The 14,093-nt window shown below is 72.0% G+C and carries 15 protein-coding genes; 7 read left to right on the top strand and 8 right to left on the bottom strand.

Annotated elements, in window-relative coordinates:
• Positions 1 to 79: 79 nt before the first annotated feature.
• Positions 80 to 1,120 (bottom strand): DUF3533 domain-containing protein, encoded by a 1,041-nt coding sequence (locus ACFUO4_RS42935; RefSeq protein WP_383495991.1) that lies wholly within the window; start codon positions 1,118 to 1,120, stop codon positions 80 to 82.
• A 133-nt stretch (positions 1,121 to 1,253) separates the two neighbouring features.
• Between ACFUO4_RS42935 and ACFUO4_RS42930 the strand changes: the two genes are divergently transcribed.
• Both ACFUO4_RS42930 and ACFUO4_RS42925 read left to right on the top strand, forming a co-directional pair.
• Complete coding sequence (locus ACFUO4_RS42930) at positions 1,254 to 4,664, top strand: DNA polymerase III subunit alpha (RefSeq protein ID WP_383495988.1); 3,411 nt, start codon at positions 1,254 to 1,256, stop codon at positions 4,662 to 4,664.
• Entirely contained in the window at positions 4,661 to 5,629 is a 969-nt protein-coding gene (locus ACFUO4_RS42925; protein WP_383495985.1) for a hypothetical protein, read from the top strand. The genes ACFUO4_RS42930 and ACFUO4_RS42925 overlap by 4 nt, the downstream gene beginning before the upstream one ends.
• 18 nt (positions 5,630 to 5,647) lie before the next feature.
• On the opposite strand, the gene ACFUO4_RS42920 is transcribed toward ACFUO4_RS42925, so the two are convergent.
• Positions 5,648 to 6,022, bottom strand: coding sequence for a cupin domain-containing protein (locus tag ACFUO4_RS42920; RefSeq protein WP_079310692.1), 375 nt, complete (start codon positions 6,020 to 6,022; stop codon positions 5,648 to 5,650).
• Between the two features lie 97 nt (positions 6,023 to 6,119).
• On the opposite strand from ACFUO4_RS42920, the gene ACFUO4_RS42915 reads away from it, so the two are divergent.
• Both ACFUO4_RS42915 and ACFUO4_RS42910 read left to right on the top strand, forming a co-directional pair.
• Positions 6,120 to 6,563, top strand: coding sequence for a MarR family winged helix-turn-helix transcriptional regulator (locus ACFUO4_RS42915; protein ID WP_079310693.1), 444 nt, complete (start codon positions 6,120 to 6,122; stop codon positions 6,561 to 6,563).
• A 172-nt stretch (positions 6,564 to 6,735) separates the two neighbouring features.
• A complete protein-coding gene (locus ACFUO4_RS42910) occupies positions 6,736 to 7,596 on the top strand; it encodes an esterase/lipase family protein (protein ID WP_383495981.1) in 861 nt (286 codons plus the stop codon).
• 55 nt (positions 7,597 to 7,651) lie between these two features.
• Here ACFUO4_RS42910 and ACFUO4_RS42905 read toward each other — a convergent pair whose 3' ends face one another.
• Complete coding sequence (locus tag ACFUO4_RS42905) at positions 7,652 to 8,623, bottom strand: lytic polysaccharide monooxygenase (RefSeq protein ID WP_383495978.1); 972 nt, start codon at positions 8,621 to 8,623, stop codon at positions 7,652 to 7,654.
• Positions 8,624 to 8,763: 140 nt separating this feature from the next.
• Between ACFUO4_RS42905 and ACFUO4_RS42900 the strand changes: the two genes are divergently transcribed.
• Complete coding sequence (locus tag ACFUO4_RS42900; RefSeq protein WP_383495975.1) at positions 8,764 to 9,213, top strand: GNAT family N-acetyltransferase; 450 nt, start codon at positions 8,764 to 8,766, stop codon at positions 9,211 to 9,213.
• Positions 9,214 to 9,222: 9 nt separating this feature from the next.
• On the opposite strand, the gene ACFUO4_RS42895 is transcribed toward ACFUO4_RS42900, so the two are convergent.
• Entirely contained in the window at positions 9,223 to 9,357 is a 135-nt protein-coding gene (locus ACFUO4_RS42895; protein ID WP_123759758.1) for a hypothetical protein, read from the bottom strand.
• Positions 9,358 to 9,530: 173 nt separating this feature from the next.
• Between ACFUO4_RS42895 and ACFUO4_RS42890 the strand changes: the two genes are divergently transcribed.
• The gene (locus ACFUO4_RS42890; protein ID WP_383495971.1) at positions 9,531 to 10,154 is read left to right on the top strand and encodes a class I SAM-dependent methyltransferase; all 624 of its coding nucleotides are present in this window, start codon (positions 9,531 to 9,533) and stop codon (positions 10,152 to 10,154) included.
• Here ACFUO4_RS42890 and ACFUO4_RS42885 read toward each other — a convergent pair.
• Positions 10,151 to 10,654 carry a DUF402 domain-containing protein gene (locus tag ACFUO4_RS42885; RefSeq protein ID WP_383495968.1) on the bottom strand — a complete coding sequence of 168 codons (504 nt, stop codon included), beginning with the start codon at positions 10,652 to 10,654 and terminating at the stop codon, positions 10,151 to 10,153. The genes ACFUO4_RS42890 and ACFUO4_RS42885 overlap by 4 nt on opposite strands.
• On the bottom strand, positions 10,635 to 11,564 hold the full coding sequence (locus ACFUO4_RS42880; RefSeq protein ID WP_079310697.1) for a GNAT family N-acetyltransferase: 930 nt from the start codon (positions 11,562 to 11,564) through the stop codon (positions 10,635 to 10,637). Before ACFUO4_RS42880 ends, ACFUO4_RS42885 begins: the two co-directional genes overlap by 20 nt.
• Before the next feature lie 95 nt (positions 11,565 to 11,659).
• Here ACFUO4_RS42880 and ACFUO4_RS42875 point away from each other — a divergent pair, with 95 nt between their 5' ends.
• Positions 11,660 to 12,028, top strand: a complete 369-nt coding sequence (locus ACFUO4_RS42875) for a GntR family transcriptional regulator (protein WP_079310698.1) — start codon at positions 11,660 to 11,662, stop codon at positions 12,026 to 12,028.
• A gap of 105 nt (positions 12,029 to 12,133) precedes the next feature.
• Here ACFUO4_RS42875 and ACFUO4_RS42870 read toward each other — a convergent pair whose 3' ends face one another.
• Both ACFUO4_RS42870 and ACFUO4_RS42865 read right to left on the bottom strand, forming a co-directional pair.
• A complete protein-coding gene (locus ACFUO4_RS42870; RefSeq protein WP_383495964.1) occupies positions 12,134 to 12,856 on the bottom strand; it encodes a DUF72 domain-containing protein in 723 nt (240 codons plus the stop codon).
• 18 nt (positions 12,857 to 12,874) lie between these two features.
• Positions 12,875 to 13,969, bottom strand: a complete 1,095-nt coding sequence (locus ACFUO4_RS42865; RefSeq protein WP_079310723.1) for a DUF5925 domain-containing protein — start codon at positions 13,967 to 13,969, stop codon at positions 12,875 to 12,877.
• Positions 13,970 to 14,093 lie beyond the last annotated feature (124 nt).

Here is a 14,093-nt window from a genome sequence, read left to right as displayed (position 1 = left end):
GCATCACCCGGCAGATTTCGTCGTCGAGTGCGGGTGGCCCCTGTGGGGGTTGCCCGCCGTCGGCGTCTGCGGGTTTCGTTCAGCTGCTCAGGGGCTCGCCCTGCCTCCTCTGCCGCAGCACGGCCGCCCCCATCGTGATCGCGATCCCGGCCGCCGCCCATGCCGACAGGACCAGCAGGGACGCGGTCGTGTCGTTGCCCTCGAAGTACGCGATCGAGCGGGCCGTCCAGGTGCCCGCGCCCGGCGGCAGTGCCGGCCCGATCGCCTTCCAGAACGGCGGCAGCATCGGCAGCGGGAAGGCGCCGCCCGCGCTCGGGTTGCCGGCGATCACCACGAGCAGGATCGCCAGGCCGATGCCGACCACCCCGAACACGCCCTGGAGGGCGAGGGTCGCCGCCCCCACCGCGAACGTGACCAGCGCGCCGAGCCCCCAGAGGGCCAGGACGCTGCCGGGCAGCGCGTCCAGGATCGGTCCCACGATCACCGCGCCGCCGAGCCCGCCGGCGATCGACACCAGTGCCATCACGACGAGCCGGATCGCGGCGCGGCGCGGGTTGGCGGGCCGGGCGCCGGTGCTGATCGCGAGGATCGAGGCGGTCAGATAGCCGCCGACACACCAGCCGACGACCACATAGAACGACGACAGCCCGTCGAAGTCGGTGGCGGAGGCCGGGGCCACGTCCACCGTCCGGAGGCTCCGCTGCTGGGAGGCCTCCAGTGCCGTGAGGTACTTCTCCAGGGTCGTGGCGAGGACGGTGCCGCCGCCGCTCGCGACGAGGAGCGTGTCCTTCGGCCCGGTCACGTCGATGATCAGCGCCCCGTCGATGTCCCGGTTCATGATCTGCTTCCGGGCCGTCGCCGCGTCGGCGACCGTGCGCGGGTCCAGGGGCGAGCCGGGCAGCTGCTCCAGGCGGGTCACCGCCTGCTGGGCTGCGGCCTGCGGCGCCACCACCCCGAACGGCACGTCCTTCGGTTTCGGATCGTGCAGCGCCCCCACATAGGAGGCGATGAACAGCAGCTGGAGGGCGAGCGCGCCGAGGACGAGCAGCGTGGCCCGCGGCGTGACCGCGTCCTTCACCTCGGCGAGGAAGCCGCCGTTCCGGGTGCTGTTCTGTGTCATGTCCCCACAGTCCGAGCCGACGGGCGTTTTCGCAGGTGGGGGGCGGCCGAACGGTTGTCGTACACATGTTCGGGATTGGGGGTATGGTGGGGGTGAGGCAGTTGGGAACTGATGTTCGAAAATGGAGGCGCGGGTGCCCGGGTTCACGCATCTGCACACCGTCTCCGGGTTCTCCCTGCGCTACGGCGCCTCGCACCCGGAGCGGCTCGCCGAGCGTGCCGCCGAACGGGGCATGGACGCCCTCGCCCTCACCGACCGCGACACCCTCGCGGGCACGGTCCGCTTCGCCAAGGCCTGCGCCAAGGCGGGGGTGCGGCCGCTGTTCGGCGCCGAGCTGGCCGTCGAGGAGTACGAGCCGGTACGACAGGAGCGGCGCCGCGCCCCCGTCCGCGGCGGCGCCTTCATCGACGAGTCGACTCCCCGCGTCACCTTCCTCGCCCGGGACGGCGCCCGCGGCTGGGCCGACCTGTGCCGCCTGGTGACCGCCGTCCACACCGCCGCCGACACCCCCCTGCTGACCTGGGCCGGGAACCACGGAGACGGCCTGACCGTCCTGCTCGGCCCCGACTCCGACGTCGGCCGCGCCCTCGCCGCCGGCCGCCCCGACCGGGCGGCCCGGCTCCTCGCCCCCTGGCGGGAGCGGTACGGCGACGCCCTGCGCCTGGAGGCCGTCTGGCACGGCCGCGAGGGAACCGGCCCGGGCTCGCTGCGGCTGGCCGCCCGCACCGTCGGCTTCGCCGCCGAGCAGCGGGTACGTCCCGTGCTCGGCAACGCCGTCCGGTACGCCGACCCCGGTCAGGGCCCGGTCGCCGACGTCCTGGACGCCGCCCGCCGGCTGGTCCCCGTCGGCGCCGCCAAGGAGCTGGACTCCGGCGAGGCCTGGCTCAAGGACGCGCCCGCCATGCTGGCGGCGGCCGAGCGGATCGTGGAGGCCGCGGGCTTCCGGCGCGACACCGCGCACCGGCTCCTGGAGCAGACCCGGGTCACGGCCGCCGAGTGCCTGGTCGACCCCGCGGACGACCTCGGCATCGGCACCGTCCACTTCCCCGAGCCGCACCTCGTCGGCGCGGGCCGCCGCACCGCCCAGCGCACGCTCGCCTCCCGGGCGGCGGCCGGGATGGTGCGCAAGGGGTACGCGGGCCGGTACGCCTACTGGGAGCGGATGCACCAGGAGCTGGACATCATCGCCCACCACGGCTTCGCCTCCTACTTCCTGACGGTCGCTCAAGTGGTGGACGACGTACGGAAGATGGGTGTCCGGGTGGCGGCCCGGGGCTCCGGAGCGGGGTCCCTCGTCAACCACCTCCTCGGCATCGCCCACGCCGATCCGGTCGAGCACGGGCTGCTGATGGAGCGGTTCCTGTCCAAACGGCGGCTCGTGCTGCCCGACATCGACATCGACGTGGAGTCCGCGCGCCGCCTGGAGGTCTACCGCGCGATCATCGGCCGGTTCGGCACCGAGCGGGTCGCCACGGTCGCGATGCCGGAGACGTACCGGGTGCGGCACGCGGTCCGGGACGTGGGCGCGGCCCTGTCCATGGACCCCGCCGACATCGACCGCATCGCCAAGTCCTTCCCGCACATCCGGGCCCGCGACGCCCGCGCCGCGCTGGAGGAGCTGCCCGAACTCCGGGCGCTGGCAGGGGAGAAGGACAGGTACGGGCGGCTGTGGGAGCTGGTCGAGTCCCTCGACGCCCTGCCGCGCGGGGTCGCCATGCACCCGTGCGGGGTGCTCCTGTCCGACGCGTCCCTGCTCGCCCGTACGCCGGTCATGCCGACCAGCGGCGAGGGCTTCCCCATGTCGCAGTTCGACAAGGACGACGTCGAGGACCTCGGGCTGCTCAAGCTCGACGTGCTCGGCGTGCGGATGCAGTCGGCGATGGCGCACGCGGTCGCGGAGGTGGAACGGGCGACGGGGGAGAAGGTCGACATCGACGCGATCGCGCCCGGCGACCCGGCGACGTACCAACTCATCCGGTCCACCGAGACGTTGGGCTGCTTCCAGATCGAGTCGCCGGGCCAGCGGGACCTGGTCGGGCGGCTCCAGCCGGCCACCTTCCACGACCTCGTCGTCGACATCTCGCTCTTCCGGCCAGGACCGGTCGCCGCCGACATGGTGCGGCCGTTCATCGAGGCGCGGCACGGGCGGGCACCCGTCCGATACCCGCACCCGGATCTGGAGGAGCCGCTGAAGGGGACGTACGGGGTCGTGGTCTTCCACGAGCAGATCATCGACATCGTCGACATCATGACCGGCTGCGGACGCGGCGAGGCCGACCGGGTGCGGCGCGGGCTGTCCGACGCGGAGTCGCAGGGGCGGATCAGGTTCTGGTTCGCGCAGCACGCGGCGGCCCGCGGCTATGACGCGGAAACGATTCAGCGGACCTGGGAGATCATCGAGGCCTTCGGCTCGTACGGCTTCTGCAAGGCACACGCCGTCGCCTTCGCCGTCCCCACCTACCAGTCGGCGTGGCTGAAGGCGCACCACCCGGCCGCCTTCTACGCCGGGCTGCTCACGCACGACCCCGGGATGTATCCGAAGCGGCTGCTGCTGGCGGACGCGCGGCGGCGCGGGGTGCCGATCCTGCCGTTGGACGTGAACAAGTCGGCGGTCGCTCACCGTATCGAACTGGTGTCTGATTCAGGGGTGTGGGGACTGCGGCTGGCGCTCTCCGACGTGCACGGCATCAGCGAGGCCGAGGCGGCGCGGATCGCGGACGGGCAGCCGTACGCCTCACTGCTGGACTTCTGGGAGCGGGCGCGCCCGAGCAGGCCGCTCGCCGGGCGGCTCGCGCAGGTCGGGGCGTTGGACGCCTTCGGTGCCAACCGCCGTGATCTGCAACTGCACCTGACCGAGCTGCACCGGGGGGCGAGGGGCGGGGGCGGCGGTCAACTGCCGCTGGCCGGAGGGCGGAAGACCGCGTCCGCCGGACTGCCCGACCTCTCCTCCGCCGAGAAGCTCAGCGCCGAGCTGGGCGTGCTGTCCATGGACGCCTCGCGCAACCTCATGGACGACCACCGGGAGTTCCTGGCCGAGTTGGGCGTCGCCAGCGCGCGCCGGCTGCGGGAGGCGCGGCACGGGGAGACGGTCCTGGTCGCCGGTGCCAAGGCGGCCACCCAGACGCCGCCGATCCGGTCCGGCAAGCGGGTCATCTTCTCCACCCTGGACGACGGCACCGGCCTGGTCGACCTGGCTTTCTTCGACGACTCCCACGACGCCTGCGCCCACACCGTCTTCCACTCCTGGCTGCTGCTGGTGCGCGGGACGGTGCAGCGGCGCGGCCCGCGCAGCCTCAGCGTGGTGGGCACCGCCGCCTGGAACCTCGCCGAACTCGTCGAACTCCGCGCCGAGCAGGGCCTCGACGCGGTGGCGGCACGGCTGGCGGAGCCCGTGCCGGAAGCCGGCGAAGACTCCACCGGCGGCCGGCGCATCCACCTGCCGACGGGATACGAACTGCATCCGTGGGCCGATCTGCGACCCGCGGGTCAAGAGCCTTCACAGGTACGGAAGTTGTGGCACCAGAGTCCGGGGAGTGCGGGATGACCATCCTCTGCGTACGTTTCCAGCTGCCGCCGGCGCGCGAGGCGGCCCTGCCGGGGCTGCTCGGCCTGCTCGAGGACTTCACGCCCGTCGTGGAGGCGCTGCCACCGGACCGGGCACTGGCCGATCTGCGGGGCGCCGAACGGTACTTCGGACGCGACGCCGTCGAACTGGCCTCGGTCATCCGGGTCCGCGCCCTCGCCCACCACGGCGTCGACTGCATGATCGGCGCCGGTCCCGGCCCGATGCTGGCCCGCATGGCGCTGCGCGACGCCCGGCCCGGGGTGACCCGCGCGGTCACCGAGGAGGAGGCCGCGGACTTCCTCGCCGAGAAGCCGGTGGCCGCGCTCCCCGGCGTCGGCACGGCCACCGCCCGCACCCTGTGCGAGTACGGCCTCGACACCCTCGGCCGGGTCGCCGCCGCCCCCCTGTCCACGCTCCAGCGCCTGGTCGGCGCGAAGACGGGCCGCGAACTGCACGAGAAGGCGAACGGGATCGACCGCGGCCGGGTCGTCCCGAACGGGGTCTCCCGCTCACTGGCCACCGAACGCCCCTTCACCCGCGACGAGTTGGACCCCGACCGGCACCGCCGCGCCCTGCTCTCCGCCGCCGGTGAACTGGGCGCCCGGCTGCGCGCCCTGGACAAGGTCTGCGGTGCCCTCACCCTCACCGTGCGCTACGCCGACCGCTCCTCGACGACCCGCACCCGCACCCTGAAGGAACCGACCGCCCACTCGGCCGCGCTGACCAGGACGGCCTACGAGATGTACGAGGCCCTCGGCCTCCAGCGGGCCCGGGTCCGGGCGATGTCCCTGCGCGCCGAGACCCTCGGCCCCGCCGAACAGGCCTCGCACCAGCTCACCTTCGACCCCACCGACGACAAGCTCCGCCGCATCGAGGAGGTCGCGGACCGGGCACGGGCCAAGTTCGGCCCGCACGCGGTGATGCCGGGGACCCTGGCGGCGTAACACCCCTTGTCGGGGTGGTCAGTTGGCCCACGGTGGCGTGATGACCGTGCCGTCGGCCAGTTCCGCCGACAGGCCGATGGACGTGGTGACCCAGGTGACGGCGGTGTCGTCGGTCGGGTTCTCGACGCTCAGGGTCGCGCCGGGGTTGACGATCACGGTGTCACCCGGGGTGACCTGGTGGGTTTCGCCGTCGAGGGTGATCAGCAGCTCGCCGGCGAGGAGATGGATGATCTCCTCGCGGTTCACCGTGTGCGCCGGGGCCCTGGTCCCCGCCGGGATCTCCCCGCGCCAGGCGCACAGCTCCTTGCTGCCGGTGAGGGGAGTGGCGTACGAGACGAAACGGGCGCCGTGGATCTCATGGGTGACGGCCTCGGACGGGTGGATGACTGGCATGGGTACCCCCGGAATAGATGGTCAAGCTGCTTGACTAACTCTGTGTCTCCATAGTCAAGCTGCTTGACCATCTCGTCAAGGGTGTTTCAATGCACCCGTGCAGAACTCCGAAGCCCTCGCCCTGACCGCCGTCCTGCTCGCCGCCGCGGGTGAACTGACGCAGCGCATCAACGACGGTGTTGTCGCGCGGGGATTCGACGCCCGGCCCGCCTACGGGTTCGCGTTCACCCGGCTCTCCGCGGGCGGCGCCACGGCCACCGAGCTCGCCGGGCATCTCGGAGTGACCAAGCAGGCCGCCAGCCAGCTCGTCGACGAGCTGGTGCGCAAGGGGTATGCGGAGCGGAAGGCGCATCCGGACGATGCGCGGGCCCGGCTCGTGGTGCTGACCGAGCGGGGGTGGGCGTGCACGCGGGCCGCCGAGGAGGCCGCCGCGGACGCCGTCCGGCCGTGGGTCGAACTGCTCGGCGAGAGTGAAGTGCGGGCGTTGCGTGATCAATTGGCGCGGATCGCGCCCTATGGTCCGATCAGGCCCGCCTGGTGACGGTTCATCTGCAGTCTCGCTCGTCTTTGACTAGCGTTGGAAGTTTTTACTGACGCGTAACTTCACACTTCCACTACCCGTCCGTAACTTGACGAATGAACAGCATCCTCGTGATCCGGATCACAGGGCGTAAAGCCGTCGCAACTCCCTTGAGCCGCAAGGAGATCACCCGATGCTGCCCTGGAAAAGACTGCTCAGACCCCTGACCGCGCTGCTGCTGACCGCCGCGGTCGCCGTCGTCCCCGCCACCACCGCGCACGCCGCGGACGCTCCCCACTCCGGCTGGAACGACTACTCCTGCAAGCCCTCCACCACCCACCCCCGCCCCGTCGTCCTGGTGCACGGCACCCTCGGCAACTCCGTCGACAACTGGCTCGGCCTCGCGACCTACCTCAAGAACCGCGACTACTGCGTCTACTCCCTCGACTACGGCCAGCTCCCCGGCGTCCCCGTCTTCCACGGCCTCGGCCCCATCGACAAGTCGGCCGAGCAGCTCTCCGCCTTCGTCGACAAGGTCCTCGCCGCGACCGGCGCCGCCGAGACCGACGTCGTCGGCCACTCGCAGGGCGGCATGATGCCCCGCTACTACCTCCGGTTCCTCGGCGGAGCCGCCAAGGTGCACGCCCTCGTCGGCATCGCGCCCAGCAACCACGGCACCACCCTCAACGGCCTTACCCAGCTGCTGCCGTACTTCCCCGGCGCCGCCGACCTGCTCTCCGCCAACACCCCCGGCCTCGCCGACCAGGTCGCCGGATCACCCTTCCTCACCAAGCTCAACGAGGGCGGCGACACCGTCCCCGGCGTCACGTACACGGTCCTCGCCACCAAGTACGACGAGGTCGTCACCCCGTACCGGAGCCAGTTCCTGAGCGGCACCGGCGTCCGCAACGTCGTCCTCCAGGACCTGTGCCCGCTCGACCTCTCCGAGCACGTGGCGATCGGCCTGTTCAGCCTCATCGCCTTCCATGAGGTGGCCAACGCGCTCGACCCGGCCCACGCCACGCCGACGACCTGCGCCTCGGTCCTCGGATGACACACGGTCGGGGTCTGTCCGGCCTGAGCCGCCGGACAGACCCCGACCGCCCTGGCTAGCGGCCGCCTCGGCCGCCGCTCACCGCACGCCGGCGCACCGACCCGAAGAGGATCGCCGCACCGGCCGCGAGGACGGCGGCGCCGCCCATCGCGACGTACGCCGTGCTGCTGTCGCCGCCCGTCTCGGCGAGGTCCTGGGTGGCACCGGCCGCCTTCACGTCCGTGACCGGAGCCGACTCCGGGGCCGTGGCCGGCTCGGCCGACGTGGCCGCGTCCTGGTCGCCGTGCCTGCCGTGCTCGACCGTCGACTTGTCCGCGCCCTCCTCGATCTGCTCCTCGGACGGGGCGGAGGCGCTGGGCGCGGGCGACTCGGTGACGGTCGACCCCGAACCGCCGCCGTACGTCACGTCCGAGCAGGAGTAGAACGCCTCCGGGCTGTCCGAGCGCTGCCAGACCGCGTACAGCAACTGCGCGCCGGAACGCTCCGGGAGGGTGCCGGAGAACGTGTAGTAGCCGTTCGCCGCCACCGGGTCGGTGGCCGTCGCCACCGGGTTCGCCAGGTCCAGGTCGCTCCACGCGAGCGGCCGCGTCGGGTCGTAGCCCTCCTTGGTCAGGTACACCTTGAAGGTGCCCTTGTGCGGGGCCGTCACGCGGTACTTGAAGGTGTACGACCCACTGCGCACGCTCGTCGCCGGCCAGTCCGCGCGAGCCAGATCGAGACCCTTGAACTCGTCGGCGTTCGCGCTGCACAGCTTCCCGTCGGGGATGAGGGTCTGGTGCCGTCCGCCGGCGTCGCCGATGCGGACGCCGTTCCAGTCGTAGAGCGCCTGCGTGCCGCCGACCGTGATCGCCGCCTTGCACGCGGCCGACTTCGGGCTCTCGGGGCCCTCCGCGTAGCACTGGGCGACCCGGCTCACCGGATCGCCCAGCGTGCCGTGCGCCGACGCGGGTGCCGCGGCGAGCGCGGTGAGGGCGAGCGGGGCCAGGCCGAGAGCGGCGGCGGTGGCGGCCGTACGGCGTGCGGGCATGACGGAACTCCTCGGAAGCGGTGCTGACGGGTGCCGGATCCAAGAAACCGTGAAATCGCGCGCTTGTGGCGGCCGGGAACGATCTTTATGGCCCGCTTAAGGGACTGCTGAGACTGAGATCAGGTAGGTAGCGTGCGCGCATGACGAACGAGGAGATCCGGCTCGCCGGTCCGGGCGACGTACCGCGCGTGAAGGCCGTGACCGATGCCGCGTACCACCACTACATCGAGCGCATCGGTGTGGTGCCGCAGCCCATGCGGCGGGACCACGCGGCGGCCGTGGCGGCGGGGCGGGTGTACGTCACGGGCGATCCCGTGACCGGCCTGGTGGTCGTAGAGGAGCGCGCGGACCATCTCTACCTCGACAACATCGCCGTCCACCCCGACGCCCAGGGAACGGGCGTGGGGGGACGGCTGCTGCGGTTCGTGGACGCACACGCGCGTGCGCTCGGCCTGCCCGAGGTCAGGCTCTACACGAACGCGATGATGTGGGAGAACCAGAAGATCTATCCGAAGTACGGCTACGAGGTCGTGGAACGGAGAGTGGACGGGCCTTACGACCGCATCCACTATCGAAAGCGACTGGGCTGAGCCGCGCCGTCAGCCGTCCGGCCACCAGGTGCGTGCGATGTCCTTGCGCACCTCCGGGCGTCCTGCGGGGCGCTCGTCGGCCTCCTCGCGGATCCGGCGGGCGTCCGTCCTCTTCAGGGGCTTCTGCACGGTAGTACGGCGCATGGCTGCCTCCTTCAAGGCCTACCGAGTTCCGCGTTCTCACGGAGGTAGACCCTTTTGGGGAGAGTTACTCATCGGCGGCGATCTGTCAGTGGCGGTCATCACGATTTCGACTGGCTTTCGAGCGATGTTCCGGTGGCGTCTGATTGTCAGTGGTGGATGCCAGTCTGGTGACCATGACCGATCACAAATCATTCGAAGCCGACGCGGGTGCGGATGGGGTGGATTGGAACGCGCAGGCCGCCTTTTTCGACGAGGAGCCCGACCACGGCCTGCGCGACCCGCGGGTGCGGGCCGCCTGGGCCGAGCGGCTGCGCTCCTGGCTGCCGGGCCGGGCCTGTGACGTACTCGACCTCGGCTGCGGCACCGGCAGCCTGTCGCTCCTCGCGGCCGAACAGGGACACCGCGTCACCGGAGTCGACAGCGCCCCGGCGATGGTGGACCTCGCGCGCGCCAAACTCGCTGGTCGTGACGCCGCGTTCCTGGTCGGTGACGCGGCGGCACCGCCGGTGGGGGAGCAGCGCTTCGACGTCGTCCTCGTACGGCACGTGCTGTGGGCGCTCCCCGACCCCGGCCGCGCCCTGCGCCACTGGCGGCAGTTGCTGCGCCCCGGGGGCCGCCTGGTCCTCGTCGAGGGTGTCTGGGGCACGGTCGGCCCGGTCGGCATACCCGCCGCCCGCCTCACCGCCCTCGTGGAGCCGCTCGCCGGGCAGGTGCGCGTGGAGCGGCTGTCCGACGATCCGGCGCTGTGGGGGCGGACGGTGGAGGACGAGCGGTACGCCGTGGTGGCTGCTGTCTAGGCCAGGAGTTCCGCCATGCCGCCGTCGGTCCGGGCGTACGTCTCGAGCTCGTCGAGTGCCGTGACGGCGCGGGCCGCCGCCTCGGGGTCCCGCTCCGCGAGACCGCTGTCGGCGAACTCGTCCTCGTCCAGGCGCAGTACGTCCGTGCCGTCGGCGGAGCGCCACAGGTCGAGGTCGAGATCCTCGACGACCAGCTCGGCGCCGTCGAGCACGGCGGGGCGGGTCACGTCGCAGTACCAGCCCTTGAGCGTGCCGTCGCCGGCGCGGACCTCCTTCACGGCGTACCAGCGGTCCCGCCAGTAGTGCTCGGTGAACACGTCCCCGGGCTCGAAGCGGACGAAGCCGAAGTCACGGACGCCCTCGCCCGCCCAGGGCGCGCGGACGGCGACGTGGTTGCCGTCGTCCAGCAGGAGCTCGCTCCGGTAACGGATCTTCGTCCGGCCCGCCTTGACCAGGACGACCTCCAACTCGCCGGGTCTCTCAGCCGAGTTCCCGGACATACCGCACCTCCGTCGCCGCCGTCTCGTAACCGAACCACTTGTTGATCGCGATCATCGGGCCGTTGCCCGTGTCGTTGCCGGTGACGGCCTCCGTGAACCCCGCGGCGCGGGCGCGGTGCAGGGAGTCGTTCTTGGCGAGCTTGGCGAGGCCCTTGCCACGGAAGTCACGGGCCGTGCCGGTCATGACGGTGCCGTAGCGGGTGCGTGCGTCGGTGCGGGCCATGCTGAAGGCGACGGGGCGGCCGTCGACGACGGCGACCGTGGTCAACTCGTGGTTGATCAGGGGGTGGTGCCAGGTCTCCCGGAGCCAGGCCTCGTAGTCCGAGAACTCGTTGTCGACATCGCTGGGTTCGTCGGCCACGGTCGCCGCGTCCAGCTCGAAGAGGGGACGCGGGTCGGCCTCGAAGTCGGTGCCCGTGCGCAGTTCCACACCCGGCGGCGGGGTCTCGAGCGGGGGCAGCGTGCCGTTCGCGAGGTCCAGCAGGAGGAAGTGCGCGGAGCGGCTCGCGCGGTAGCCGCGGCGTTCGGCGAAGGCCCGGTTGGCCGGCTCGTCGAGGACCCAGGCGTACAGCCTGCTCACGCCGAGCGCGGCGAGATGCTCCTCGGCGGCGTTCACCAGCAGCGTGCCCGCGCCGCGGCCGGTCCGCTCCGGATGCACGTACACGTTGACGTAACCCTGGCCGGGCTCCGGGCTGTCGTACACGAGGCCGACCTGGGCGGTGCCGATCACCTCGCCGTCCTGCTCCGCGACGAGGGGGCGGTAGTGGGCGTCGGGGTGCATGTGGAGGAGGTCGTAGGCGAGGGAGTCCGGGGAGTACAGCATGAACGGGAGGGCCAGGTCACGGACCCGGACATAGGCCTCCAGGTCGGCTCGGGCGTCGGCGCGCAGCTCGCGCACGGTCACAGTCATGTGAGCGGACGCTACGGGGGAGACGGGCCGTGCTGCCTCCCATTTTCCGGCGGGCTTGAGGCGGGGGGACGGGGCGGTGCGGAAGAATCGGGGACGTGACCTTGAAGATCGACATCGACGACAGCGCGCCGCCGTACGAGCAGGTGCGGGCGCAGATCTCCGAGCAGGCGCGGTCGGGGGCGCTGCCGGTCGGCTACCGGCTGCCCACGGTGCGTGGACTGGCCGAGTCGCTGGGGCTCGCCGCGAACACCGTCGCCAAGGCGTACCGGGCGCTGGAGAGCGACGGGGTGATCGAGACGCGGGGGCGCAACGGGACGTTCGTCGCGGCGGCGGGAGCGGCGGCGGAGCGTGAGCTGGCGTCGGCGGCGCAGGCGTACGTCGAGCGGGCTCGGCGGCTGGGCGTGGACCGGGACGCGGCGCTGGCCGCCGTACGGGATGCGCTGCGGGCGGCCCACGACGCCTGAGTCTCAGCGACCTGCGACGGCCTGCGACGCCTGAGTCTCAGCGGCCTGCGACGGCCTACGACGCCTGAGTCTCAGCGGCCTGCGACGGCCTACGGCGCCTGAGTCTCAGTGGACCAGGGTCTCGAAGGTCCGCGCGTTCTCCACCGCTGCCGCATTCGGGTCGTTGTTGAAGTACACGTACACGTCGTCCTTCGCCGACCAGGTGTCCTCGATGCGGTGCGCCCAGGTCTCCAGTGAGCGCCTGCCGTAGCGCGGCCAGTCCTTGGCGCGGCCCTCGTGGAAGCGGACGTAGCCCCAGTCCGTCGTCCGCCACAGCGGGGTGACCGGGTGGGCGCGGACGTCGGCCCAGCACAGGGCGGCGGCGCGGGACTCCAGGACCTCCCGGACCTCCGGCGTCCACCAGGACGCGTGCCGGGGTTCGACCGCCACCCGCGTCCCCGAGGGGAAGCAGGCCAGGCAGGCGTCCAGGAGCCGCGCGTCGGCCTTCAGGGTCGGGGGGAGCTGGAGGAGCACCGGGCCGAGCCGGGTACCCAGCCCTTCCGCGTGGCTCATCAGCCGGTGGACCGGCTCCTCGGGGTCCTTCAGGCGCTTGATGTGGGTGAGGTAGCGGCTCGCCTTCACCGCGACCACGAAGTCCGCCGGCACCCGCTCCCGCCATGCCGCGAAGTTCTCCCGGGACGGCAGCCGGTAGAAGGCGTTGTTGATCTCCACGGTCGGGAAGTGCGCGGCGTACTCCTCCAGCCAGAGCCGCATCGGGCAGCCGTCCGGATAGAAGGCGCCGCGCCAGTCCTTGTACTGCCAGCCCGACGTACCGACGTAACGGGTCATACATCCATCAAAGCACCGTCACAGATACAGGCCCGCGTCCGCCCCGTCCCGCGGCTCCGGCAGCGCGGTCGGAGAGGTGCCCCGGCGCAGCGCGTACAGCTCCGCCAGGGTGGCGCCCTCGCGGCCCACGCCCTCCTCGGAGCCCAGCCAGGCCACCGCCTCCGCCCGGGTCAGCCGGCCCACCTCGATCCTGGCCAGACAGCGGCCGGGGCGGACCACCGCCGGGTGCAGGCGCTCCAGGTCCTCGTTGGTGGTGACCCCCACCAGGACGTTGCGCCCCTGGCCCAGCAGGCCGTCGGTGAGGTTGAGCAGCCGCGACAGGGCCTGCCCGGCCGTGTGCTTGGCCTCGCCGCGGATCAGTTCGTCGCAGTCCTCCAGGAGCAGCAGCCGCCATCGGCCCTTGCCCGTCGCGTCGTCCTCGCCGATCGCGATGTCCATCAGATAGCCGACGTCGGAGAAGAGCCGCTCGGGGTCGAGGACGCAGTCCACCTGGCACCAGTCCCGCCAGGAACGGGCCAGCGTACGCAGCGCCGAGGTCTTGCCGGTGCCCGGCGGGCCGTGCAGCAGGAGCAGCCGGCCCGCGATGTCCTGCGGGGTCGTCTTCATCAGCCGGGTCATCGCGTCCGCGACCGGCGCGGTGTAGTTCTCCCGCACCTCGTCCCACGTGCCCGCCGAGATCTGCCGGGTCGTGCGGTGCGGGCCCCGGCGCGGGGAGACGTACCAGAAGCCCATCGTCACGTTCTCCGGCTGGGGTTCGGGTTCGTCGGCCGCCCCGTCCGTCGCCTCGCCGAGCACCTTCTCGGCCAGCTCGGCGCTGGTCGCCGTCACCGTGACGTCGGCGCCGCGGTTCCAGCGGGAGATCAGCAGCGTCCAGCCGTCGCCCTCCGCGAGTGTCGCGCTGCGGTCGTCGTCCCGCGCGATGCGCAGCACCCGGGCGCCGGCCGGGAGCAGGGACGCGCCGGACCGGACACGGTCGATGTTGGCCGCGTGCGAGTACGGCTGCTCGCCCGTCGCGAAGCGGCCGAGGAACAGCGCGTCGACGACGTCGGACGGCGAGTCGCTGTCGTCGACGTTGAGCCGGATCGGCAGAGCGTCGTGTGGGTTCGCAGACATGCTCGCCATGATCCGGCACGGGCACGCCGATCGCACCCGGTTTCCGTAGTGCGTCCGGAGTGTCGGATGGGACCATTTGCTTCCCTTCCGTCCTGTTACAGAGCTGTGCAATGACAAGGCCTGC

This window comes from Streptomyces sp. NPDC057280 (genome assembly GCF_042668605.1).
Taxonomy (GTDB): domain Bacteria; phylum Actinomycetota; class Actinomycetes; order Streptomycetales; family Streptomycetaceae; genus Streptomyces.
This window is presented reverse-complemented; position numbering and strand designations above follow the sequence as displayed.

Coding starts and splice junctions, on each gene's coding strand:
- ACFUO4_RS42865 (WP_079310723.1), bottom strand. CDS start 13,969: ATGTCTGCGAACCCACACGACGCTCTGCCGATCCGGCTCAACGTCGAC.
- ACFUO4_RS42870 (WP_383495964.1), bottom strand. CDS start 12,856: ATGACCCGTTACGTCGGTACGTCGGGCTGGCAGTACAAGGACTGGCGC.
- ACFUO4_RS42910 (WP_383495981.1), top strand. CDS start 6,736: ATGCTGCCCTGGAAAAGACTGCTCAGACCCCTGACCGCGCTGCTGCTG.
- ACFUO4_RS42885 (WP_383495968.1), bottom strand. CDS start 10,654: ATGTCCGGGAACTCGGCTGAGAGACCCGGCGAGTTGGAGGTCGTCCTG.
- ACFUO4_RS42895 (WP_123759758.1), bottom strand. CDS start 9,357: ATGCGCCGTACTACCGTGCAGAAGCCCCTGAAGAGGACGGACGCCCGC.
- ACFUO4_RS42935 (WP_383495991.1), bottom strand. CDS start 1,120: ATGACACAGAACAGCACCCGGAACGGCGGCTTCCTCGCCGAGGTGAAG.
- ACFUO4_RS42900 (WP_383495975.1), top strand. CDS start 8,764: ATGACGAACGAGGAGATCCGGCTCGCCGGTCCGGGCGACGTACCGCGC.
- ACFUO4_RS42880 (WP_079310697.1), bottom strand. CDS start 11,564: ATGACTGTGACCGTGCGCGAGCTGCGCGCCGACGCCCGAGCCGACCTG.
- ACFUO4_RS42920 (WP_079310692.1), bottom strand. CDS start 6,022: ATGCCAGTCATCCACCCGTCCGAGGCCGTCACCCATGAGATCCACGGC.
- ACFUO4_RS42905 (WP_383495978.1), bottom strand. CDS start 8,623: ATGCCCGCACGCCGTACGGCCGCCACCGCCGCCGCTCTCGGCCTGGCC.
- ACFUO4_RS42925 (WP_383495985.1), top strand. CDS start 4,661: ATGACCATCCTCTGCGTACGTTTCCAGCTGCCGCCGGCGCGCGAGGCG.
- ACFUO4_RS42890 (WP_383495971.1), top strand. CDS start 9,531: ATGACCGATCACAAATCATTCGAAGCCGACGCGGGTGCGGATGGGGTG.